We start from the raw sequence: 23483 nt of genomic DNA, 5'->3' as shown, positions 1-23483 counted from the left end.
GCCGGTCGCTTAGACCGGTTCTCGCGCCATGACAAGGCAGGTGTTCTGGCCGCCAAAGCCGAAGGAATTGGAAAGCACGGTGCGAACCTCAGCTTCCCGTTTCACATTCGGCACCACGTCGAGCTCGATCGCGGGATCGGGATTGTCGTAGTTGATGGTCGGCGGAATGACGCCTTCACGCATGGTCATCAGCGAAAAGGCGGCTTCGATCGCGCCGGCGGCAGACAGTGTGTGGCCGATCATCGACTTGTTCGACGACACGGGCATGGAGCGGATGCGGTCGCCGAACACGGTCGACAGCGACAGATGTTCCATCTTGTCGTTTTCAGGCGTCGAGGTGCCGTGCGCGTTGACGTAGTCGATCTCGTCGTCGCGCAACCCAGCGTCGGCGAGGGCTGCCTTCACCGCCGCGATCGCCGGCGAACCATCGGGCTTGGAGCGGGTACGATGGAAATCGTCGGCCTTTTCGCCACAGCCGCTGAGGACGCCAAGAATTGTCGCGCCGCGCGCCATCGCGCTTTCCAGCGATTCCAGCACAAGGGCTGCCGAACCTTCGGCCAGAACGAAGCCGTCGCGGTCCTTGGAGAACGGCTTGGACGCCTTTTCGGGATTGTCGTTGCTGGTCGACAGCGCCGACAGCAGCGAAAAACGAATCAGCGCCTCGGCGGTCGCCGAACCATCGGCGCCGATGGCGACGGCGCGCTCGGCTTCGCCGCGCTGGATCGCCTCGACGCCGAGCTGGATCGCGGTGGCGCCGGAGGCGCAGGCCGTGGAAAGCGTCACCGGCAGGCCCTGCGTGCCGAAACGGTCGGCCAGCCGGTCGGCGATGGAGCCAAATTGCGCCGTCTCGAAAATGTCCTGCGTCTTCAGGCTGCGGCCGACGGTCAGGAGGCGCTGATAGCCTTCCGGTTCCTTCACCGAATTGTAGAGCGAGAAGCGGTCATGCCAGTCCATTTCGACCGGCGGCGAGGCGAGGAACAGGGGGCCGGAGAAATGGCCGTTGGTGAAACCTGCCTCGTCGAGCGCTTCACGCGCCGCGGTTTCGGCCAGCTCGTAGGTGAGGGCGGCAGCCCCCTTGTCGCTAGAGCCAAGGAAATCGACGGTGCCGGCGATGCGGGTGTTCAGGTGATCGACCGGGAATCGGGTGATCGGATGGATGCCGGAGCGCCCCGAGGTAAGGGCTGCCCAATTGTCCTTCTTGCCGACGCCGAGCGAGGTGACGACACCGATGCCGGTGACCGCGACGACCGGCCTGCCGAGATGGTCTTTGGTTCCTGCCATGACCCTTTTCCCTTTGCGCCTACGCCCGGGTGACGAGCGCCGCGCCTTCGAAGCGATGATAGCCGATGGCGGTGGCGAGCGCAGCCTCCGGCACGCCTTCATATGACGGCTCGTTGGCCGCATCGAAGGCCGGATATCCCGCACCGTTCTTCACCGCGAGCGCTGCCAGCGCGATGGCGAACGGAAACTGCGCCTCCTTCAGATGGCCGGTGATAGTCGAAACACCCCGCACTGCGAGATCGCCGGCCTCGGCGAGTGCTGTCTTTTCCGCCGCTGTCGCGGCGTGCGCCCCGGAAGCGCCTGACAGCGCCAGCAGCCGGCCAGCTGGAATGCCCGTCGCCTTGACGAGTTCCGTCACAGCCGCAGCAAGTCCGTTGCCGGAACGATTGTTGCGGGCGCCGGCGACCGGGCCGAGTGCGGCATAGACAGTGCGGCCGCGCTTCTCGGCATGTTCGCGCGATTCCAGCACCAGGAACGCTGCACCAGAGCCGGTGACGACGCCGCCACCTGCCGCGCCCTGGCGATCCCAAACGGATTTCCACGCGCCGCGATGCAGGTAGCCGGCGAGTTCGTAGGCAAGCAGCATGTCGGAATGTTCGGTCTGGAAAGCTCCGCCCACCAAGGCGTGGGTCGACTGGCCGGAGCGGATGCGCGCTGCCGCTGTCTCGACCGCCGAGATGCCGGCGCCTTCTTCACCCATGAAGGTGCGCGAGGAGCCGGTGACCTTGTGGACGATGGAGATGTTGCCGGCGAGCAGATTGGAAAGCTGCGCCAGGAAAAGGGTCGGACGAAGCTCGGTGGTGAGTTTTTCGTTGAGCAGCACTTCGCGGTCGTTGCGGGTCGCCGAGGCGTCGAGAATCGTCTGATCCACCGCCTCGTCACGCTCGCCGCCCCCCGCCGCCACGATCATGTCCATGGTCGAGCAGAGCGCTTCATCACCCTTCATGCCGGCGTCGTCGAGCGCCAGACCGGCCGTATAGGTGCCTAGCCGCTGCCAGTTTTCCATCTGGCGCTGGTCGCCGCGCTTGGCGATCTGCAGGCTCCAGTCGATCTCCGGAAGCGGATGCACGCAATAGGGCGCATAGCGCGCCTCGTCGACCACCGGCTTGATGCCCGGCGCCGACAGTTTCTGCCAGTGCGCCTCGGCACCTTCGCCCAGCGAGGAGACGAGGCCGATGCCGGTGATGACGACGTCGCGAGCGCTCATGGGTGTCCGATTGCTGCCGGCCGGATCAGGCGGCGTTCTTGGCCGCGACGAGGTCGTCGATCTTGGCGCAGAGGTTCTTCATGACGAAGTATTCTTCCGTCGAAACCTTGCCGTCATTGACTTCCTGCGTCCACTTCTCAAGCGGCACCTTGATGCCGAATTCCTTGTCGATGGCGAACACGATGTCGAGGAAATCCAGGCTGTCGATGCCGAGGTCGTCGATCGTATGGCTTTCCGGCGTGATCGAATCGATGTCGATTTCACTGGTGTCGGCAATGATTTTCGCAACTTTTTCAAATGTGGTCGGCACGGGTAATTCCCTCGGTCGGGTCAGATTCAGTGGCGGAGTTTGTCGGGCTCTCTAATCGGTTTTGCCTTGCAGGAAAAGGGCTAAACCGTTCGCCATGGCTGCTGCGGCGTTTCCGGGACCCTCGATATCCGGCCTTCAGTTGAAGATGATGCGGCCGAGCACGCGCAGTTTTTCGCCGTCGACGCCGACGATCACCGCTTCGCCTTCGCGAGCGCCGGCGCCGGTGAGCGCCATAATGTTCTCGAGATGGGTGACCAGAACGAGGTTGCCATCGCCGGTGAAATCGCTGATTTCCTTCACCACCGCGGCGTTCTGCCCGGCTGCGACGGCGGGGTCCTTGGAGAGCAGGTCGAGCGGTTCGAATTTCTCGGCCTCGTTGTACTCGAAAGCGATTGTCGCGGTATCGAATGCCCGGCAATAGCGGCTGGACAGCACGCGGTCGATGGGTGCGGCGCGGGCCGCGAACAGCGCGCCGATCTTGCGCGCCTGCTGTTTGCCGCGCTCCGAAAGCTTCTGCTGGGTGGCGCATTTTTCGATGTTGAACCCGGCGGGATCGCCACCTCCGGTGACCATGGCGTGGCGGATCAGCACGGCCCGGCCGCCATCGCGCAACAAGGCCCAGCCCAACTCGGTGGCCTGCGCGGGGCTCAGGAGAAGTAGCGCGAACAGGGCCGCGGCCAGTCGAAGCATCAAATTCCTCCGGTTCCAGGATATAGGGATGGGAAAGCGCGGGGAAAAACAACCCGCCTGCGAAACGGCGGTTTCCACTTTTCGGGATCATGCATCTAGAGCCCGTTCCATTCCGATGCATCGGAATGGGGCTCTATCTCTTTGTTGGAGCGTGATCTTTTCCGAAAACCGGTTTCCACTTTTCGGGATCATGCTCTAAGAGCGCAGCATGTCTCCGCTCATCGAAACAGTGCTGTTCGTCTTCGGCCTCGTCGCGCTCGGCTATCTCGCCGGACTGACCGGCTATCTCAAGACCGAGGTTGGCGATGCGCTCTCGGCTTTCGCGGTCGGGGTGGCGCTGCCGCTGCTGCTCTTCCGCACGATGGTCAACGCCGACTTCCATGGCACGGCGCCCTGGGCGCTGTGGGCGACCTATTTCACCGCCGTCATCGTCGCCTGGACGGCTGGGCACCTCACTATTACTCGCATTTTCGGCAGGGACGGGCAGGCGGGCGTGGTCGGCGGCGTGGCAACTTCGTTCTCCAACCTGGTGCTGCTCGGTGCGCCGTTCATGCTCGGCGTCTTCGGTCCGCAAGGTTTCGAGATCTTGTCACTGATCATCGCGGTGCACCTGCCGACAATGCTGATGGCGTCGATCATCCTGTTCGAGGTGTTCGGGCGGCGGAAAAACGGCGGCGTGCACCTGTCGGCCATGATCCGCGACTTCCTGCGCAAGATCGGCGCCAACCCGCTGGTCATCGGCATTGTGTGCGGCTGGCTGTGGCGGGCGACCGGCATTGCCTTGCCGAACCTGGCCGAGCATTTTGTCGATGCGCTGGCCGACATCGCGGCGCCGCTGGCGCTGTTCGCCATGGGGCTGGGCTTGAGGAAATTTGGCATTTCCGGGCATGTCGCGCCGGCTGTGGTGCTGTCTTTCATGAAACTCTTCCTGATGCCGGCCGTGGCGCTCGGGATGGCCTGGCTGCTCGGCCTGCCGCCGCTGCCGGCCAAGGTGGCGGTCGCGGCCGCCGCACTGCCGTCCGGCGTCAACTCCTACCTGATCGCCACGCAGTTCGGCACCGGCCAGGCATTGGCATCGAACCAGATGACGATCGCCACCGCGTTCGCGGTGGTCTCCACCGCGTTCTGGCTGGCGGTTGGACAAGCGGTATTTGGTTAGAGCCTCTCGCTGGCCCATTCACAATCCCATGATCGCGGTTGCTTGAACGGCGCATCGTAAGGTAAGAGCTTGCGCGTGGCGCGCGGGAGGCTTTCCCTGCCTGTGAGCGCGTTTGTCGATCAAAATTCACGCGCCCTCGCGGCGCCCGCCAGGAGGCAGAAAAATGCTCCAGAAAACCAGCCATTTCATGAAACAGGCCAACCTCATCAACGGTGAGTGGGTGCAGGCCGATACCGGCGCGACGATCGACGTCATCAATCCCGCCACGGGCCTTAAGATCGGTACGGTGCCGAAATCGGGCGCTGCCGAGACCCGCCGCGCCATCGAAGCCGCCGACAAGGCGTTCCTGACCTGGAGGAAGACGTCGGCGCTCGAGCGCTCGAAGCTTCTGCGCAAGCTGCACGACGCCATCATGGACAACCAGGATGTGCTCGCCGAACTCTTGACCACCGAGCAGGGCAAGTCGCTGTTCGAGGCGCGCGGCGAGGTCGGCATGTCGGCCGCATATGTTCTGTGGTTTGCCGAGGAAGGCCGCCGCACCTATGGCGACGTGGTGCCGTCTCCGTGGGCCGACCGCCGCATCATCGTGACCAAGGAGCCGGTGGGCGTCATCGCGGCGATAACGCCTTGGAATTTCCCGTCCTCCATGCTCGCCCGCAAGCTCGGGCCGGCACTTGCCGCCGGCTGCACCTCGGTCGTGAAGCCGGCGACGCAGACGCCTTATTCGGCACTCGCCTGGGGCGTGCTGGCCGAGGAGGTGGGCATCCCGAAAGGCGTCATCAACATCGTGACCGGTTCTCCCGGCGAGATCGGCGACGAAATCTGCGCCAACCCGCTGGTCAAGAAGATCACGTTCACCGGCTCGACGCCGGTCGGAAAGATGCTGATCCAGAAGTCGGCCACGACGGTGAAGAAGGTTTCGATGGAGCTTGGCGGTAACGCGCCCTTCATCGTGTTCGACGACGCCGATCTGGACCGCGCGGTGGAAGGCGCCATGGTCGCGAAGTTCCGCAATTCCGGCCAGACCTGCGTGTGCACCAACCGCTTCTTCGTGCAGGCCGGCATCCATGACAAGTTCGTGGAGCGGCTGGCGGAAGCGACCGAGAAGCTGAAGGTCGGCTCCGGGCTGGAGGAAGGCACCCAGCAGGGCCCGCTGATCGACGAGAAGGCGGCACAGAAGACGGAAGAATTCGTCGCCGACGCCAAGGCGAAAGGCGCGACTGTCGTCACCGGCGGCAAGCGGCACGCGCTCGGCGGCTCGTTCTTCGAGCCGACGGTGATTTCCGGCGCCAAGCCGGACATGATGTTCATGAAGGAAGAAATTTTCGGGCCGGTCGCCCCGGTGTTCGAGTTCAAGAGCGAAGAAGAGGCGGTGCGGCTGGCAAACGACACCGAGTTCGGCCTCGCCTGCTATTTCTACACCGGCGACCTCGGCCGCGCCTTCCGGGTCATGGAAGGGCTGAAATATGGCATGGTGGGCGTCAACGAAGGGCTGATCACCACGCCGGAAGCTCCGTTTGGCGGCGTCAAGGAATCCGGTCTCGGCAAGGAAGGCGGGCATCAGGGCATCGAGGATTATCTCGATACCAAATATGTCTGCCTCGGCGGCCTGGGCCTCTAGGACGCCGACTTTCAGATGAGGCCGGCCTGAAAGGGCCGGTCCCGACCTGTAGTTCGAGATGTCTTGAGGGGCGGTTGCGATGCGCATGGGCGGGGAGATCTTCGGCAGCACCACGGGGGAAGGCGAGGCCGTCGAACGCTTCACGATAGCGGGCGGCGGGCTTACCGCAGAGGTGATGACCTGGGGCGCGGTGCTCCAGGATCTACGGCTCGCCGGCCACGAGCCGCCGCTGGTGCTAGGCTACGATCGCTTCGAGGACTATCCCGCGCATTCACCCTATTTTGGCGCGACGGTCGGGCGTTACGCCAACCGCATCCGTGGCGGCCGCTTCACCATCGCGGGAAAACGCTACCAGGCCGATACCAATTTCCTCGGAAAGCATGCGCTCCATGGCGGTGCGAAGGGATTCGGCAAGCGGGTTTGGGACGTGGCGCTGCACGGCAGCGATTATGTGACGTTTTCGCTGCGTTCGGCCGATGGCGACATGGGTTTTCCCGGCACGATCGATGTGACCTGCACCTACCGGCTCAAAATTCCCGGCACGCTTTCGATCGAATACACGGCGACGACCGACGAGCCGACACTGTGCAACCTGGCGCACCATTCCTATTTCAATCTCGATGATGGGGGCAGCGGCGATATCCTTGATCACCGGCTGATGCTGAATACTGCCGCCTATCTGCCGGTCGACGACGAGTTGATCCCGACCGGCGTCGTGCAGCCGGTGGACGGCACGCCGTTCGATTTCCGTCTGGCGCGCCAGATCCGCATGGAGACCGAGGGCGAACAACTGCTTTACGATCACAATTTCTGCCTCGCCGCGGCGCGCGGGCCGCTGCACCAGGCGGCGTGGGCGCAGGGTGCTGCCTCTGGCGTCGAGATGGAAGTGTGGACGACCGAGCCCGGGGTGCAGTTTTACGCCGGCCACAAGCTGGGCGGACGAGACGCGCTGGGACATGGCGGAAGGCGTTACCAGGCGCATGCTGGTTTTGCACTGGAGCCGCAGGTGTGGCCGGATTCGCCGAACCGGCCGTATTTTCCGCAAGCCGTGCTGTGGCCCGGCGAAATCTACCGCCAGACGACCGAATATCGGTTCAAGCTGCCCTGAGGGGGAAACTCAGCGGTCGAACGCGGTGCGAAGAAAGTCGAACGGAGCCAGAGCGCCGCGCACCTGGACGACGGCGCCGGCGACCCGGTGAGCGCGCCGCACAGCCTCGGCAGGTGGAATGCCAAGCAGCCTTGCGGACAGATAGGCGCCGTTGAAGGAATCGCCGGCCCCGGTGGTATCGAGCGGTGCGGCGATATGGGTTGCCGGCACGCTCTCCAGCTTTTCGTAGTGCGAAATCAGCGCCGGCTGGTCGCCGTTCTTGACAACGATTTCGGCGACGCCGGCGCGCTCCAGCCGCCGCGCCGTGTCTTCGGGAGAGGCGTCGCCATAGAGCATTTCTTCGTCGGGGAAGGTGGGCAGCGCTATGTCGGTGACTTCCAGCGCCTCGGCGATTACGCCACGGGCGGCGGCCGCATCCGCCCACAAGCGCGGCCGGTAATTGGGATCGAAAGCGATGTGGCAGCCTTTTGCACGCTCGGCGGCGATGGCGTTGAGCAAGGTCAGGCGGGCTTGCGTAGAGAGAATTGCCAAAGTGATTCCGGAAAAGTAGACAAGCGCCCTGTTTTCAAGGCTTTTTTCCAGTTTGGCAGGGTCGCTGGCAAGCTGGCGGGCTGCCGCGTCGGAACGCCAGTAGGTAAAGGAGCGTTCGGCGCCGGTCAGGGTGATGGCGTAGAGGCCGGGGCGGGCGCCGGGAATGACCGGGCTTTGCGCTGTGCCGATGTTATGGTCGCGGAAAAAGGCGATCTGAGCTTGCGAAAAAGGGTCATCGCCGAACGCCGAGACGTAATCGACGTGGTGGCCGGGCGACAGCGCACGCATCGCCCACAGCGTGTTGAAGGTATCGCCGGCATAGCCCATTCGCCAGCTCGATCCGGCCTGGCCGGAGAGTTCCAGCATGCATTCGCCGATCGCGGCTATTCCCTCAGCCATCCCGCCGCTCCTCCTCTGTCGGACACTTCGTCTATAGTGTACGGCGCTATCGCGCCATGGCAAAGCTTCGGGAAGCTGTGGGTTAATGGCGGCGTTTATGGTTGAACCGGGTGGCCGTCCTCAGGCCGCTCGCAAATGGACGGCAGAGAAGAGAGCCAACGGTGGGGAACCCGCTTTAGGCAATGACGGACGAGGCTGCATTCGCATGAAAAGAACACACTGGATCCTGATCGCGGCAGCAGCCGTGGTCGTCGCGATCGCCGCGGTTGCGGTCCACATGATGATGGCGCCGCCCGACGATCTCGACATGGCTCGCTCAAAGCTTAGCGAACAGAAGTTCTATCTGGCGACGGTGGCGCCGGAACAGGAACCGCTGCGGCAAGGCGAACTGCACGCATGGGTGCTGACGCTGGCGACGCCGGACAACAAGCCGGTCGAAGGCGCGACGATCGCGGTCGACGGCGGCATGCCGCAGCACGGGCATGGATTGCCGACCAGCCCGCAGATGACCTCCTATCTGGGCGAGGGCCGCTACAGGATCGAAGGGGTAAAATTCAACATGGCCGGCTGGTGGGAGCTGAAATTCGCGATTTCGGCGCCGCCCGGCGACGACCGCGTCACCTTCAACCTGGTGCTGTGAGGCGGCGATGCGCGCCGCCTCAACCCGCTTTCGGCTAGGCGCATTCGTTGCGGTGTCGATGCTGGTGACCGGCTGCCAGCCGACAGAGTTCAGCGACGCCGAAAAACAGACGATCGCCTCGCTGGCGCTGAGCGCCTTGCCGCCGTTGCCGGACGATCCGACCAACAAGGTGGCCAACGATCCGGCGGCGGCGGCACTTGGCGCCACGCTATTCTTCGACACACGCATGAGCGCCAACGGCGCCGTTTCCTGCTCGACCTGCCACCTGATCGACCGGCAGTTCCAGGACGACCTGCCGCTGGCAAAGGGTATCGGCACCACCAATCGCCGCACCATGCCACTCGCCGGCGTCGCCTGGAGCCCGTGGTTCTTCTGGGACGGACGCCGCGACAGCCTTTGGGCGCAGGCGCTGGTGCCGATGGAGAACCCGGTCGAGCATGGCGGAAACCGCGCGGCTTTCGCGCATTTCATCGCGGCCAATTTCCATGACCGTTACGAGCGGATTTTCGGGCCGCTGCCCGATCTTTCCGGCGTGCCGGCAAATGCCGGCCCGCTCGGCGACGCTGCCGAAAAGGCCGCGTGGGATACCATGACCGATGCCCAGCGCGGCGACGTCGACCGGATTTTTTCCAACATCGGCAAGATGATCGCCACGTTCGAACGCTCGATCGCGCCAAAGGAAACGCGGTTCGACCGTTTTGCAGCGGCACTCGCGGCAGGCAAGGAGCCGCAAGGCGACGCCGCGTTCTCCAATGAAGAAATGCTCGGGCTGAAACTCTTCATCGGCAAGGCCAACTGCGTGACCTGCCACAACGGCGCGCGCTTCACCGACAACCATTTCCACAACACCGGCGTGCCCGTGGTTGCCGGATTACCCGAGGATCTCGGCCGCGAGACGGCGGTGAAAGAGGTCGCCGCCGATCCGTTCAACTGCCTGGGAAAATTCAGCGATGCCGGACCTGCCGCCTGCGGGGAACTGCGCTTCATGGTGACGGCTGGCGAGGCGCTGACACGCGCCTACAAGACGCCTTCGCTCAGGGGCGCCGCGGATCGCCCGCCTTACATGCATGCCGGGCAGATCGAGACGCTGGAAGCGGTGCTCGACCATTATGCCACGGCGCCGGCCGCGCCCAGCGGCACGTCTGAAGTGCACCCGGTGACGCTTTCGGAGCGGGAACGGGGTGCGCTGATCGCGTTCTTGAGGGCGCTGTCGGGTTAAACCCGTTGTCCTGCGGAAGGACGGATCGGACATAGGGTTTTTGGGGCGCAGGTTCGGCAATGCATGGATGCGGCGCGACGCTACTGGGGTCTGCGTAGGGTAGGGAACACTGGAGCAATTTCAGTACTAGACCCGATACCTTCTCGGGAAAATTTTGGGCAAACTCGCCCCGGATGGTGGCCCTCAAGGACGTAACCGATATTATCCCCATCGCGTCCCCAAGGCCGCTTTCGCATGCAGGAGGCTGGACGACCATGATGCCGTCGACACGCGCAGCCGCTCTGGCGGGCGCTTTTTTCCTCTCCGGGTCTCTTTTCGATACTGCAGTGGCGCAGGATACCGAACACCTGGCGAAGCAACTGTCCAACCCGGTTGCCTCGCTGATCAGCGTGCCCTTCCAGTTCAACTATGACAGCGGCTTTGGGCCGAACGACGGCGACAAGTCCTACGTGAACATCCAGCCGGTTATCCCGTTTTCGCTGAACGAAAACTGGAACGTCATTTCTCGAACCATCCTCCCGGTGATCTGGCAAAACGACATTGCCGGCTCGTCTGGCTACCAGTTCGGCCTCGGCGACATCACCCAGAGCTTCTTCTTCTCTCCGAAGAATCCAGGGCCAGGTGGCATCATCTGGGGTGCAGGCCCGGTCTTCCTGGTTCCAACCGCGACGGATGATCTGCTCGGCGGCGAGAAATGGGGCGCCGGGCCGACCGGCGTGGCGCTGAAGCAGGCCGGGCCGTGGACTGTCGGCATCCTGGCCAATCACATCTGGTCGTTTGCCGGCGACGACAATCGTTCCGATATCAGCTCGACCTTCCTGCAGCCCTTCGTTTCCTACACCACCAAGGACGCCTGGACCTTCGGGATCAATACCGAGAGCACCTACAATTGGGAAACTGAGGAATGGTCGGTGCCGATCAACTTCACCGTGGCGAAGTTGGTCACCCTCGGCAAGCAACCTGTAAGCTTCACGGTTGGCGCGCGCTACTGGGCGGAAAGCCCTGAGAGCGGCCCTGACGGTTGGGGCTTTCGCGGCGTCGTGACTTTCCTGTTTCCAAAATAAGGGTGGGTCGGACTCCCCAACACATTCAACAGCCGAGGAAACTCTCATGATTATCAATCGAGGAAAGTTTCTGCTCCCCGCGCTCGTGCTGGCCCTTGGCGCGACAACGGCGGCTTTCGCCCAGTCCAGCCGCTACGACGAGCTGGCCGCCATGCCCTACGAGCGGGGCTATCTCTCGGACGCCGACAGCAAGACCCTGCTCGATGAACTGACGTTCCAGCGCGCCGTGCAGACCTATCTGTGGGCGCTGCCCGCGCTCAACATGTACGGCATGAAGGAAGGGTCGGAAGCCAAGTTCGGCAAGGGATACAACGTGCTGCCGATCTTCAAGAAGCGGCTCAACGCCAAGACGCTGATCACCACGCCGAATTCAGACGTGATCTATGCGCTGGGTTATCTCGACCTCAAGGAAGACGGCCCGATGGTGATCGAGGTGCCGCCTGGCCTGCAGGGCATCATCGACGATTTCTGGCAGCGGCCGATTCCGTCCGAGGGCGAGATCGACGGCAAGCGCTGGGCCGGCGATGTCGGCCTTCCCGGCCCGGATGCGGGTAAGGGCGGCAAGTACCTGGTGCTGCCGCCTGATTATACCGGCGATGTGCCGGAAGGCTACTTCCCCTATCGTTCGGGCACCTACGGAGTGTTCGTGTTCTGGCGCGGTTTCTTCAAGGATCCCAACGCGCTGGAAGAGCCGGTCAAGGTGATGGAGCAGACGAAGATCTATCCACTCGGCAAACAGGATTCCGCCAAGCCGATGGAATTCCCGGATGCGTCCGACGTGCCGGTCAACATGCTGTTCCCGCAGGACGGTACGGCGTTCGATATGTTCGCGCGGTTTATCGACCACGAATACGTCGACCCGAGGGACTTCGAGATGCGCGGCATCGCCGCCTCTCTTGGTATCGTGAAGGGAAAACCGTTCACGCCGGACGAGGCAACCAAGAAGCTGCTGGATGCTGCTGCCAAGACCGCCGCGCGCATGGGACACATATTGCCGGCCATGAACCCGAAGTATTACGAGGACCGGCAGTGGCTTAATCCTTTCCCCGGCGGCAGCGCCGAGTTCCGAAGCGACACCTACAACGAAGTCGATCGCCGAACCGGGTTTTTCACCAGCGCCTATTCGACCAGCCCCGGCATGGCCGTGAACATGGAGAATGTCGGGGCCAAATATCCCAACTCATTCAAGGATGCCGATGGGGATTTCCTGTCGGGCGACCGCAACTACAAACTTACCCTGCCGCCGAATATTCCTGCCGCGATCTTCTGGTCGCTGACGCTCTACGACCCGGTGACCGCGTCTGGCCTCGACAACGGGCAGCCGTTCCCGTCGCTCAACACCATGGACAAGCCTGTCACCAACGCAGATGGCTCGGTCGACATTTATGTCGGGCCGACGTCGCCCGGAGAAGGCAAGAACTGGTTGGCCACCGTGCCGGGCAAAGGCTTTTTCACGGCTCTGCGCCTCTATGGCCCGAAGAAGGCGTTCTTCGACCAGACATGGAAGCCGGGGGATTTGGAAAAGGTGAATTGAAGCCGGCAGCGCTAGACGGCCAGGTACAGGGATGAACGTCCGCAATGTGTTGAGGCATTCCGACCGCTCTCGGCGATGAGCCGCTATCGGTCCTTTACCGTTTCCATGGCCACGAAGGTCGAGGTCTGGGCGACGTGGGGCAGGGCGGAAATGCGCTCGCCGAGCACGCGGCGATAGGCGGCGATATCGCGGGTGCGCACCTTCAGGAGATAGTCGAAGCTCGCCGCCATCATGTGACACTGCTCGATCTCCGGCACGGCCTGGACGGCTCGGTTGAATTCGCCGAGCGCCAGCGAGCGGGTGTCGGAGAGTTTCACCTGCACGAAGGCGACATGGCCTTCGCCCATGCGCTCGCGGTCGATGACGGCGGAGTAGCCCCTGATGTAGCCTTCCTTCTCCAGCCGGCGCACGCGCGCCTGCACCGGCGTCTTCGACAGGCCGACTTTTGCGCCGAGTTCAGCCATCGACAACCGCCCGTCGCTCGCCAGGGCAGCAAGCACGTTGCGGTCGATGCGGTCCAATTGGTCTGTATTCATTCGGTTTGCAGCCCGAAGCACTTGATAGATGGCATCATCATAGATCGAACGGTCCATGATTTCCAGTTTTTCGGTGCTTCGCGAAAATGCGTCCATGCTATAGGCACGGCAACGGTCCGGCTTGCCGCGCGGCGGATTCAGGACCACTCTCACTTCGATCAACGGGGGCAAGAATGCCAGCGCAGAAACTCGACAGCATCCGCCAGCAGCTCCGCGCCAATTACCTGCCCGATGAGGCGGAAGCGCTGAAGCGGCTGGCCAAGGCGGCCGGACTTTCCGCCGGCGACCGCAAGGCGATCTCGAAACGCGCCGCAGACCTGGTGCGCGCCGTGCGTTCCTCGTCCGACCCGCGCCTGATGGAGGTGTTTCTCTCCGCCTACGGCCTGTCGACCAAGGAGGGCGTGGCGCTGATGTGCCTTGCCGAGGCGCTGCTGCGCGTGCCCGACGCGGGAACGATGGACGAGCTCATCCGCGACAAGATCGCGCCGCATGACTGGTCGGCGCATTCGGGCGGTTCGTCGTCGATCTTCGTCAACGCATCGACCTGGGCGTTGATGCTGACCGGCAAGGTTCTGGACGAGGGCGAAGGCGGCATCGAAGGCACGTTGCGCGCCATGGTGCGGCGGCTCGGCGAACCGGTGATCCGCACGGCGGTGGCAGCCGCGATGCGCGAAATGGGCGAGCAGTTCGTGCTTGGCCGCAGCATCGACGAGGCGGTGAAGCGCGGCAAGCCGTTCACCCAAAAGGGCTATCTCTATTCCTACGACATGCTGGGCGAGGCGGCGCGCACGGAAGCCGACGCGCTGCGGTATCTGCGGGCCTACGCCGAGGCCATCGCAGCTCTGAAGCGTTTTTCCAAGGGCGACGACATCCGCCGCAACCCCGGCATCTCGGTGAAGCTGTCGGCGATCCATCCACGCTACGAGGTGGCGCAGAAGGAGACCATGCTGCCGGTGATGGCCGAGCGGCTGCTCGGCCTGTGCATCGCGGCGCGCGACGCCCGCATGGGGCTCAACATCGACGCGGAGGAAGCGGACCGGCTCGACCTTTCGCTCGACGTCATCGAAAGGGTGCTCGCCAGCTCCGAACTTGAGGGCTGGGATGGGTTCGGCGTCGTCGTCCAGGCCTATGGGCCGCGCGCGGCCTTTGCCATCGACTGGCTCCATGCGCTGGCCGAAAAGCTCGACCGCAGGATCATGGTGCGCCTCGTCAAGGGCGCGTATTGGGATACGGAGATCAAGCGCGCCCAGACGATGGGGCTTGCTGGCTATCCCGTCTTCACCCGCAAGGCCAATACCGACGTTTCCTACATCGCCAATGCCAGGAAGCTGCTGGGGATGACCGACCGCATCTATCCGCAGTTCGCCACGCACAACGCGCATACGGTGGCGGCGGTGCTGGCGATGGCGCCGGACCGCGACTGCTTCGAATTCCAGCGCCTGCACGGCATGGGCGAAGCGCTGCACGAGACGGTGCGCAAGGCGGAAGGTTCGCGCTGCCGCATCTATGCGCCGGTCGGCGCGCATTCCGACCTCTTGGCCTATCTGGTGCGCCGACTGCTGGAAAACGGCGCCAATTCCTCTTTCGTGCACCAGATTACCGACGAGGAGGTGCAGGCGGAGGACATCGCGCGCGACCCGCTGGAAGCGATCGAGGTGCAGGGCCCGGCCGCCAATCCCAATATCGCGAAGCCTCTAGCGATCTTCGGCGCCGGGCGGCCGAATTCGCAGGGCTGGGACATCACCGACGTCAACACGCTGGAGAAGATCGAGAAGGCGCGGGCGGCTTTTGCGGGCCAAGATTTCTGGACGGCGAAGCCGATGACGCGCGCTGCCGGCTACGGCTCGGCGCGCAAGATCGCCAATCCGTCCAAGCCCGGGGATATCGTCGGCACCGTGCATGAGGCGAAAGCCAGCCAGGTGGCGGTGGCGGTGAAAGCCGCGGTCGCGGCACAGCCGGCCTGGGCCGCCAAACCCGTCGCGCAGCGCGCCGCGATGCTCAGCCGCGCCGCCGATCTCTACGAGGCGAACGCCGTCGAGTTCTTCGCGCTGGCGACCCGCGAGGCCGGCAAGACGCTGGCCGACGGTGTCGCCGAGGTACGCGAGGCGGTCGACTTCCTGCGTTACTATGCGTCCGAGGCCGAGAAGGCGGAGGCGGGCACGCAGGCTCGCGGCGTCATCGTCTGCATCTCACCGTGGAATTTCCCGCTGGCGATCTTTACCGGCCAGATCGCGGCAGCACTCGTCACCGGCAATACGGTGATTGCCAAGCCGGCCGAACAGACGCCACTGATTGCGGCGCGCGCAGTAACGTTGCTGCGCGAGGCGGGCATTCCCGACGACGTACTGCAGCTTCTGCCGGGCGACGGGCCGTCGGTCGGCGGTCCGCTGACGGCCGACCAGCGCATCGCCGGCGTGTGTTTCACCGGCTCGACCGAAGTCGCGAAGCTGATCGAGAAGCAACTGGCCGAGACGGCGGCGCCCGACGCCATGCTGATTGCCGAAACCGGTGGCCTCAACGCCATGATCGTGGATTCCACCGCGCTGCCTGAACAGGCGGTGCGCGACATCCTCGCCTCGTCGTTCCAGAGTGCCGGCCAGCGCTGCTCGGCGCTGCGCCTGCTCTACGTACAGAAGGACGTGGAAAAGAAGATGCTGGAGATGCTGGAAGGGGCGATGGGCGCGCTGAGCATCGGCGACCCATGGGCGCTGTCGACCGATGTCGGCCCGGTGATCGACGATGAAGCGAAAAAATCCATCGACGCGTACAGCACCGCGCTCGCGGCCAAGGGCAGGCTGATCGCCAAGCGCGAGGCGCCCAACAGCGGGCGTTTCGTGGCGCCGCAGGTGTTTCGCGTCAACGGCATCGAGGACATGGAGAAGGAGGTCTTCGGGCCGGTTCTGCATGTCGCGACGTTCGAGGCGGACGACATCGGCAAGGTGATTTCCTCAATCAACCGCAAGGGTTACGGCCTGACCTTCGGGTTGCACACCCGCATCGAGGCGCGCGTGCAGGATATTGTCGACGGCGTGCATGCCGGCAATATCTACGTCAACCGCAACCAGATCGGCGCGGTCGTCGGCTCGCAGCCATTCGGCGGCGAGGGGCTGTCGGGCACCGGGCCGAAGGCCGGCGGACCGCATTATCTCAGACGCTTCCGCAAGGCGGTGGGTGGCATACCAAGCGCCGAGAAGGCGAATCCCTCCACCCCTAACCCCGCCCCACAAGGGGCAGGAGAACTCTCCGCGCAAACGCTCGCCGAGCATCTGCCGGACCCGGCGCTCGGCGGATGGGCGACGCGGCCCGACCGCATCGCGATCCTGCGCAAGCATCTACGCGGCAAGGGCGCCGGGCCGATCGCGGCGGCGGCGGGCGTCGATTTCGGGCCGGTCGACCTGCCCGGGCCGACGGGCGAGGCGAACACGCTGATGCTGAACCCGCGCGGCCGCGTGCTTTGCCTGGGGCCGGATGCGGAGACGCTGCTGGCGCAAGCGATACAGGCTCTGGCCGCCGGCAATGGCGTGCTGGCGGTGGCGCCGGGTGCGAGCGCCGCCCTTTCGGCGCTGGCCGGAAAAGGACTGCCGGTTGCCGCGCTCGACGGCTGGGTTGGAGCCGAAACGCTGAAAGAGCTGGCGGTCGACGTGGTGGCGTGTTCGGCGGACGAGCAGACGTTGCGCGCGCTGCGCAAGGCGCTGGCATCGCGAAAAGGCCCGATCGTGCCGCTGGTGACGGAAGTCATCAACCCGGCGGCCTATGCGCATGAACGCGCCGTCTGCGTGGACACCACGGCGGCGGGTGGCAATGCCAGTCTGCTTGCTGCGGCTTAGATTACAAGTGGCGTAGGGTCAGGCGACCTTCGGCCGCCTGACAGTCTGGTCGCCGAACCCGGCGAGCAACCCATCTATCGAAATGTCTTCGTCAAGCTTTTCCCAGTGAAGGCCGAACGGGCTGATTTCTACGTCGCGAAGCGCTGCCGGCGCAGCATTCAACAGACGCGGAAACCACGCGAGTGGCACGCCGATCGTGCGGCCGTCATCCAGGCTGACCCACATGGATGCGTCGTCGAATCGTACTTCAGTTGCCGAAATGCTCATCCCACGCATCCATTAAAACAGCTCGATTGAGCTCAACGTGAGCCATAATAAGCTTTAGATGCTTCGAATGAAAGCCGTGGTTGTCAGCCAATGCCACGTGCGGTTCGAGCCAGACCTTTGCTTCGCTGCCGCTACTCCGGACATGAACATGCCTCGGCTCGCGCGGGCGACCTTCATTGGAGTAGAAAAAGAAGATGTAACCCCCGTGCCTGAATATTATCGGCATCGTCTGTACCCCCTGGATACAGACTGACAACGGGAGCGGTAGAAGTAAACCGCTCCCGTTGTCATCTGCGATTAGGCAACGACCGGCCTCACGCCCCTTCGACGACGGAAAAGCCCTCGAATTGCGGATGGCCGAGATAGAGAACCTTGTTCTGGCCGGCGTTCTTGTGCGCGGCGCGGAAGTTTTCCGACTTCGTCCAGGCGATGAAGTCTTCGTAGGACGCCCAGACCGTGTGCGAAGCGAACAAAGTGTAGCCCTCGGCCTCGTTGATAGGACCGCGCAAGAGATGGAACTGCTGGAAACCCTTCATCTCCGAGAGGCTGGAATCGCGGCCTTTCCAGACGTCTTCGAAAGCCTGTTCCGAGCCGTTCTGCACCTTGAAGCGGTTCATGGCGATGTACATGTCGTTCCTTTCAGATCTTGCGTTTTGCTGGCTTATCGAAATTGGTTCGGGCCGGGAAGGCAAGAACGCCGGCGGGCAGCGCCGTCATGCCGGCGCCGGATGGACCAGGGCCTGCGCATTGGTGTTCGAGCGGCAACGCGACGACGTTAGACGACAGGGCAATGCCATGTCGCCGTTCGAGCAGCGCGAGCAGTTCCGGCTTCAGCCCGTCGCCACGTGCAGCTGCGATTGCGTGCAGGTTCATGTATCCGAACATGTCGGCTCCTGTCGTGTATCTACTGATCCAGTGTGCATGCCGTCGAAAGCCTCGCCATCCGATTTCCGTCAGGCTTGGGATGACCTTGGGCTTCTCTCAGGCTTTGATGGGTGACGCCGGCTGGCGTGCTACAGCCCGAACGTTACACCGGTCTTCGTCGACGCTTTCAACTGCCGCATGCATGCCGCAGGCTCTATTCCGGCGCCGCTGCATTCGGTGGCGTGGTTGATCAGCACCCGGCTAACCTTGGCGCAGTCGATGCCGGCAAGATCGAAGCGGCTGACCTTGGTCTTGCCGACCGGCAACTCCTTGAAATCCAGCACGGTCAGCCGGTCGACCACGCCCCGCGCGTCGAAAAGCGCAATCTCGAAAGCCGCCTTGGCGAGCTCGACACCAAGGCCGTTGTTGACCACGAAGGTGAAGCGGCAGCCCTTTTCGGAGGGCTGCAGCGCGTTGAGCTCGAGGTTGAGGACCGGTGCCGGCGCGGTCGCCTGCGCCAGCACCGGTGCCGGCGACATCGCCACCGTCGCGGTCAGAACACGGAGGAATGCCACCGGCTTCAACATCGCATCAGCCTCCAAAACGCATGGTTGCGGCGAGCTTCAGCGTGACGCCCGGCTCGTAGATCACCGTCGTGGTCGAGGCGTTGAGCGGGTTGGTGTAGTTCACGTCGAAGATGTTGTCGGCGCGGAAGTCGACCTTGAAGTTCTCGGTCGCCTGGTAGGTCGCGAAGGCGTTGACCAGCGTGTAGTCTTCGGCGTTGGCATTGCCTTCCGGCGCGCCGTTGTATTGAACCTCGCCGCCGATGGTGAGCTTGTCCTCCAGGAAGCGGAAGCCGAGCTGGCCGGTCACCTGCGATGACGGGATAGTGGCGAGGTCTTCGGTCACGCCGGTGTAGGAAAGCGTATGGCCGTCGATGACTGAGACCGAAAGGCCGGCAAACCCCCAGCCGGCATCATAGACACCCTCGAACTCGAAGCCCCTGATCTCGGCGTTGGCGTAGTTCTGGTACTGGTAGCAGACCGGAATGACGCCGGGGCCAGGCCGGAAGACGCAGTTGTCGCCTGGGATGAAGGCCGAGATGGTGGTGCCGGCGATGTAGTCGTCGACATCGTTGTTGTAGTAGGCGGCCTTGAGCCGCAGGCTGTCATCGGCGGCGAAAATGCCATCGCGGCTGTAATTGACGCCGAATTCCCAGGTTTTGGCGGTCTCGGGCCTGAGATTGGGATTGGGCAGGAACGGGAATACGACGCCGTTCGGGTGCAGGCCGCTGACCAGCGTTTCCGACAGTGTCGGCGAACGGTAGCCCTCGGCATAGGTGCTGTAGAGCTGCAGTCCGTCGAGGCCCATCTGCTCGATCGGCGACACGCCGACGGTGATGCGCGGCGACAGCCGGTCTCCCGAGACGTCGCCCGTGGTGTTGTCGAGCTTGTAGCTGTCGTAGCGGAGAGCGCCGATCACCTCCAGCCATTCCCAGGTCAGCTTTTCCTGGACGTAGGCGCCGGAAACGCGACGGTCGCCTGACGGGGTGAAGAGGTCGCTGCCGCCTTCGGGGCTGGTGGTGTCGACATTGTCGGTCAGCCAGTCGCCGCCATAGGTGAGTTCGTGCGAAACCGCGCCGGTATCGAAGCGCGAGGTGTTCCAAAGGTCGATGCCGTAGGTGTCGAGATCGTAGGTGGTCTGCGAGCCGGCAGGAAGCGTGATCCGCCGACCAGTCACCGAGCTGAAGCGGCTCACGGCGGTGCGGTAGGTCTGGTCGAGGTCGGCCTGGTTGTAGGCAAGGTTGACGTGCAGGTCGAGCCAGCTCTTGTCCTCGTCAGTGACGTTGTAGCGCGCCGTGAAGGTGTTCTGCTTCACGTCCATGTCGTAGGTATTGCCGCCTTCGGTCCAGCTGTCATTGGCGCCGACCCAACCGAGCTTCAGTTCGCTGTTTTCGGTCGGGCGGATGGTCGATTTCAGCATGCCGCTCAGGACATCGAAGCCGGAGCCTGCAACTTCGTTGCCGTCACCGTCCTTGTAGTTGTCGAAGTCGCGCCAGACGATGTTGCCAAGAATGTCGGCCACGTCGTTGAACTTGTAGGCGCCGGTCGCGCTGGTCGTCCAACCCTGGCCATTGGTGTCGTAGCGGCCGGTGACCGAGGTGCCCCAGGTTTCGCCCGGACGCAGGAATTCGCTGGCATCCTTGGTCTCGAAGAAGACAACGCCGCCAATTGCGCCGGAGCCGTAGGTGTTGGCAACCGGGCCGCGTATCACGTCAACCTGCTGGACCAGTTCGGGATCGATCCACAGCAGCGACTGCGTGCCGTGGCCGGTGCGCTGGAAATTCTGACGGGCGCCATCGACGATGACGGCGACGCGGCCGAAATCCTGCAGGCCGCGGATGTTGACGCTGGTGGCCGCGCGGTTGGCGTCAGACTGCGTGGCGACGCCCGGAATGCCAAACAGGAGCTGCTCTGGCGTGGAGGCCATGCGCCGGTCGATCTGCTCCTGGTCGACCTGGCTGGTCGAGGCCAGGCTTTCGATCGACGTCTCACCCGTGCGGCTGACCACCAGAATGCGGTCCAGCGTGGTGGTCGACTGATCTTTTGCAGCTTCGTTTTGCGCCTGTTCGTCCCGCTGCCCTGCTGTGGCCGGCTGTGCGCCAGCGGGCTGCGGTGTAGCCTGTTGCGCCTGCGCCGGTGCGGCCAGTACGCCAAGCGCGGCAACGCCGGCCAGCAGGATAGATTTTTTCAGAAGCGCTGGCGATTGCCCGATTTCAGCCCGCGCGATACCCCAAGCCCTCTGCCTCAAAGCGACAGACCCCATTTCCCATCTCCACAAGAATTCTCGTTGTTCGATGCGGGCTGGCGATTTCGCTGGCTGGCATTTCCGTCGCTCGGTGTCTAAAATGTTGACTCGATTACTCCGGTATTGCACTCCCTATTAAACCTGATAATTAGTGTCAAGAATTTCAGTTCAAGATTCACTAATATGCCCAGCAAGCCGATGCCAGCTCCGCGAAAAGAGGGAATAGTCACGTGAACAGCCACAACCCATTCCAATTTCCGCAGAACCCGCGCCGCCCGGCCCCGACGCTCGAAAACCGCAGGCCGCCGATGCGTGAGCCGATGCGTGTCCTGACCAGCCAGTCGCTGTTCGTCGGGGAGCACGAAATCGGCATCGAACACCACGGCGCGCTCTACCGGCTGAAGATCACCCGGCAGGGCAAGCTGATCCTGAACAAGTAGGGGACCAAAATGGATGCACAGGTGAAACCCGCGCCGCAGGCGATCAAGCAGGCGCGCGCCGACAATCCGAAAATGCGGGAGCGCGACCTTGCCGCGCAACTCGGCATTTCGGAAGCGGAGTTTGTCGCTGCGTTTGTCGGCGAGGGGGTCACCCGCATCGAACCGCGCGTCAACGATGTGCTGACCGGCCTCGAGGCCGTCGGAGAGGTGATGGCGCTGACCCGCAACGAAAGCGCCGTTCACGAAAAGATCGGCGTCTACGACAAGGTGGTGACCGGCAACCACAACGCCATGGTGCTGGGCGAACAGATCGACCTGCGGATCTTCCCGAAAGCCTGGACGCATGGCTTCGCGGTCGAAAAGCGCGACGGCGAAGGAGTGCGTCACAGCCTGCAGTTTTTCGACGAAACGGGCGAAGCCGTGCACAAGGTGCATCTGCGGCCGGCCTCCAACCTCTACGCCTATCAGCAGCTGGTCGAACGGTTGGTCTCGTCCGATCAGTCGCAGGAGGTGCGCACAGCAGTTGCCGATACGGCGAACGACGATCTCGCGGCCGAGGGTGCGGCCAGCGTCGAGGACCTGCGCGACCGCTGGAGCCGGCTGACCGACGTGCACCAGTTCTTCGGCATGCTGAAGGCGCTGAAGCTCAGCCGCCACGATGCCGTGCGCATGGTCGGGCAGGACTATGCCTGGCCGCTGGATGGCGATGCGATGGCGGCGATGCTGAGCCACGCAGTGCAGGACCAGATCCCGATCATGTGTTTCGTCGGCAACCGGGGTTGCATCCAGATCCATTCCGGGCCGATCCAGAACGTCAAGGCGATGGGACCGTGGATCAATATTTTCGACGAGACGTTCCACCTGCATCTGAGGCTCGACCACATCCGCGAACTGTGGGCGGTGCGCAAGCCGACCAAGGACGGGCATATCACCTCGCTTGAAGCCTACGACGCAGACCGTAAGATGATCATCCAGTTCTTCGGCAAGCGGCACGAAGGTCAGGGCGAGCGGGACGACTGGCGTTTCCTGGCGGAAAACCTGCCGCGCGTTCCTCGTTCGACGGCAGCCTAAGGAAAGACGATGCGCTTTTATTCCTCGCTCAAAGTGCTCGTGGCGAGCGCCGCTCTTTCTTTTGCCTACGCCGTTTCGCCAGCGCTCTCGGAAGAGACGACGGCCACGTTGCCGCAAGCCGCGCGCATCGTTTCCATCGGCGGTTCGGTGACCGAGATCGTCTATGCGCTCGGCCAGGAAAAACGGCTGGTTGCCCGCGATTCGACCAGCGTCTATCCGCGCGCGGCGTTTGAGCTGCCGGATGTCGGCTACATGCGGCAACTTTCGCCGGAAGGCGTCATGTCGGTTAACCCCGGCGCGATCATCGCGCTGGAGGGCAGCGGCCCGCGTGAAGCGATCGACGTCTTGAAGAAGGCGAGCGTGCCTTTCGTCATGGTGCCGGAAAAATTCAACCGCGACGGCATCGTCCAGAAGATTAGGATTGTAGGCCATGCGCTCGGCGAGGAAGCCAAGGCTGCGGAGCTGGCGAAAAGCGTCGAGACCGACATCGATGCCGCCGAAGCACTGACCGCCAAGGTGGGCGAGCGCAAGCGGGTGCTGTTCATCCTGAGCACGCAAGGCGGAAAGGTCCTCGCTGCGGGCAGCGCAACCGCCGCCGACGGCATCATCGCCATGGCAGGCGCGCAGAATGTGGTGAGCGATTTCTCCGGCTATAAGCAGCTTTCTGACGAGGCGATAGTGACCGCCCAACCGGATTTCATCCTGATGATGGACCGGGGAGGAGGCGACCACGCCGCGGTTGAGCGCGACGTGTTCGCCAATCCGGCGATCGCCTCGACGCCAGCCGGGCAGGCAAAAAGGCTGATCCGCATGGACGGCGCCTACCTGTTGGGCTTCGGCCCGCGCACCGCAGGCGCCATCCGCGACCTTTCCGTTGCCCTTTATGGCGACACGGTGCAGAACTGAC

23 protein-coding genes are annotated in these 23483 nt (G+C 63.5%); 11 read left to right on the top strand and 12 right to left on the bottom strand.

Annotation, left to right across the window (positions count from 1 at the left end; all coding sequences use genetic code 11):
- Positions 1-9 precede the first annotated feature (9 nt).
- The 4 genes from F3H98_RS00905 to F3H98_RS00890 form a co-directional block, all read right to left on the bottom strand.
- Positions 10-1281: a beta-ketoacyl-ACP synthase gene (locus tag F3H98_RS00905; protein WP_149757341.1), complete on the bottom strand. Its 1272-nt coding sequence runs from the start codon at positions 1279-1281 to the stop codon at positions 10-12.
- Between the two features lie 19 nt (positions 1282-1300).
- Positions 1301-2488, bottom strand: coding sequence for a beta-ketoacyl-ACP synthase (locus F3H98_RS00900; protein ID WP_149757339.1), 1188 nt, complete (start codon positions 2486-2488; stop codon positions 1301-1303).
- Between the two features lie 25 nt (positions 2489-2513).
- Positions 2514-2798: an acyl carrier protein gene (locus F3H98_RS00895; RefSeq protein WP_149757337.1), complete on the bottom strand. Its 285-nt coding sequence runs from the start codon at positions 2796-2798 to the stop codon at positions 2514-2516.
- Positions 2799-2933: 135 nt separating this feature from the next.
- The gene (locus F3H98_RS00890) at positions 2934-3488 is read right to left on the bottom strand and encodes a histidine phosphatase family protein (RefSeq protein ID WP_149757335.1); all 555 of its coding nucleotides are present in this window, start codon (positions 3486-3488) and stop codon (positions 2934-2936) included.
- A gap of 208 nt (positions 3489-3696) precedes the next feature.
- Here F3H98_RS00890 and F3H98_RS00885 point away from each other — a divergent pair, with 208 nt between their 5' ends.
- From F3H98_RS00885 to F3H98_RS00875, 3 genes are all read left to right on the top strand, one after another.
- On the top strand, positions 3697-4647 hold the full coding sequence (locus F3H98_RS00885) for an AEC family transporter (protein ID WP_149757333.1): 951 nt from the start codon (positions 3697-3699) through the stop codon (positions 4645-4647).
- Positions 4648-4810: 163 nt separating this feature from the next.
- A complete protein-coding gene (locus F3H98_RS00880; RefSeq protein WP_149757331.1) occupies positions 4811-6268 on the top strand; it encodes an NAD-dependent succinate-semialdehyde dehydrogenase in 1458 nt (485 codons plus the stop codon).
- 85 nt (positions 6269-6353) lie between these two features.
- A complete protein-coding gene (locus F3H98_RS00875) occupies positions 6354-7376 on the top strand; it encodes an aldose epimerase family protein (RefSeq protein ID WP_188130308.1) in 1023 nt (340 codons plus the stop codon).
- A gap of 9 nt (positions 7377-7385) precedes the next feature.
- Here the strand turns inward: F3H98_RS00875 and F3H98_RS00870 are convergent, their stop codons facing one another.
- Positions 7386-8306 (bottom strand): sugar kinase, encoded by a 921-nt coding sequence (locus F3H98_RS00870; protein WP_149757327.1) that lies wholly within the window; start codon positions 8304-8306, stop codon positions 7386-7388.
- 205 nt (positions 8307-8511) lie between these two features.
- Here F3H98_RS00870 and F3H98_RS00865 point away from each other — a divergent pair, with 205 nt between their 5' ends.
- From F3H98_RS00865 to F3H98_RS00850, 4 genes are all read left to right on the top strand, one after another.
- Positions 8512-8946, top strand: a complete 435-nt coding sequence (locus tag F3H98_RS00865; protein ID WP_149757325.1) for a FixH family protein — start codon at positions 8512-8514, stop codon at positions 8944-8946.
- 7 nt (positions 8947-8953) lie between these two features.
- Positions 8954-10165: a cytochrome-c peroxidase gene (locus F3H98_RS00860; protein ID WP_149757323.1), complete on the top strand. Its 1212-nt coding sequence runs from the start codon at positions 8954-8956 to the stop codon at positions 10163-10165.
- A gap of 254 nt (positions 10166-10419) precedes the next feature.
- On the top strand, positions 10420-11229 hold the full coding sequence (locus F3H98_RS00855) for a transporter (RefSeq protein WP_425294796.1): 810 nt from the start codon (positions 10420-10422) through the stop codon (positions 11227-11229).
- Positions 11230-11275: 46 nt separating this feature from the next.
- Entirely contained in the window at positions 11276-12763 is a 1488-nt protein-coding gene (locus F3H98_RS00850) for a DUF1254 domain-containing protein (protein ID WP_188130296.1), read from the top strand.
- Positions 12764-12846: 83 nt separating this feature from the next.
- Here F3H98_RS00850 and F3H98_RS00845 read toward each other — a convergent pair whose 3' ends face one another.
- Entirely contained in the window at positions 12847-13299 is a 453-nt protein-coding gene (locus tag F3H98_RS00845; RefSeq protein WP_149757321.1) for an Lrp/AsnC family transcriptional regulator, read from the bottom strand.
- Positions 13300-13472: 173 nt separating this feature from the next.
- On the opposite strand from F3H98_RS00845, the gene putA reads away from it, so the two are divergent.
- Entirely contained in the window at positions 13473-17126 is a 3654-nt protein-coding gene (putA, locus tag F3H98_RS00840) for a bifunctional proline dehydrogenase/L-glutamate gamma-semialdehyde dehydrogenase PutA (protein ID WP_149757319.1), read from the top strand.
- Between the two features lie 18 nt (positions 17127-17144).
- Here putA and F3H98_RS00835 read toward each other — a convergent pair whose 3' ends face one another.
- From F3H98_RS00835 to F3H98_RS00810, 6 genes are all read right to left on the bottom strand, one after another.
- Positions 17145-17393 (bottom strand): DUF2442 domain-containing protein, encoded by a 249-nt coding sequence (locus F3H98_RS00835; RefSeq protein WP_149757317.1) that lies wholly within the window; start codon positions 17391-17393, stop codon positions 17145-17147.
- Positions 17374-17619, bottom strand: a complete 246-nt coding sequence (locus F3H98_RS00830) for a DUF4160 domain-containing protein (RefSeq protein WP_149757315.1) — start codon at positions 17617-17619, stop codon at positions 17374-17376. Before F3H98_RS00830 ends, F3H98_RS00835 begins: the two co-directional genes overlap by 20 nt.
- Positions 17620-17707: 88 nt before the next feature.
- Positions 17708-18022, bottom strand: coding sequence for a heme-degrading protein HmuQ (gene hmuQ / locus F3H98_RS00825; protein ID WP_149757313.1), 315 nt, complete (start codon positions 18020-18022; stop codon positions 17708-17710).
- Positions 18023-18032: 10 nt separating this feature from the next.
- Complete coding sequence (locus tag F3H98_RS00820; protein WP_149757311.1) at positions 18033-18278, bottom strand: hypothetical protein; 246 nt, start codon at positions 18276-18278, stop codon at positions 18033-18035.
- Positions 18279-18406: 128 nt separating this feature from the next.
- Positions 18407-18844, bottom strand: coding sequence for a hypothetical protein (locus F3H98_RS00815; protein ID WP_188130295.1), 438 nt, complete (start codon positions 18842-18844; stop codon positions 18407-18409).
- A 4-nt stretch (positions 18845-18848) separates the two neighbouring features.
- Positions 18849-21083, bottom strand: coding sequence for a TonB-dependent hemoglobin/transferrin/lactoferrin family receptor (locus F3H98_RS00810; RefSeq protein WP_149757309.1), 2235 nt, complete (start codon positions 21081-21083; stop codon positions 18849-18851).
- 212 nt (positions 21084-21295) lie between these two features.
- On the opposite strand from F3H98_RS00810, the gene hemP reads away from it, so the two are divergent.
- The 3 genes from hemP to F3H98_RS00795 are packed head-to-tail and all read left to right on the top strand — an operon-like array spanning position 21296 to position 23482.
- The gene (gene hemP / locus F3H98_RS31680) at positions 21296-21505 is read left to right on the top strand and encodes a hemin uptake protein HemP (RefSeq protein ID WP_244621551.1); all 210 of its coding nucleotides are present in this window, start codon (positions 21296-21298) and stop codon (positions 21503-21505) included.
- A 9-nt stretch (positions 21506-21514) separates the two neighbouring features.
- Positions 21515-22576 (top strand): hemin-degrading factor, encoded by a 1062-nt coding sequence (locus F3H98_RS00800; protein ID WP_149757307.1) that lies wholly within the window; start codon positions 21515-21517, stop codon positions 22574-22576.
- A gap of 9 nt (positions 22577-22585) precedes the next feature.
- A complete protein-coding gene (locus F3H98_RS00795; protein ID WP_149757305.1) occupies positions 22586-23482 on the top strand; it encodes a heme/hemin ABC transporter substrate-binding protein in 897 nt (298 codons plus the stop codon).
- The last annotated feature ends 1 nt before the right edge of the window (position 23483 follow it).

Origin of the sequence: Neomesorhizobium albiziae, from assembly GCF_900114255.1 — a bacterium.
GTDB lineage: Bacteria > Pseudomonadota > Alphaproteobacteria > Rhizobiales > Rhizobiaceae > Neomesorhizobium > Neomesorhizobium albiziae.
This window is presented reverse-complemented; position numbering and strand designations above follow the sequence as displayed.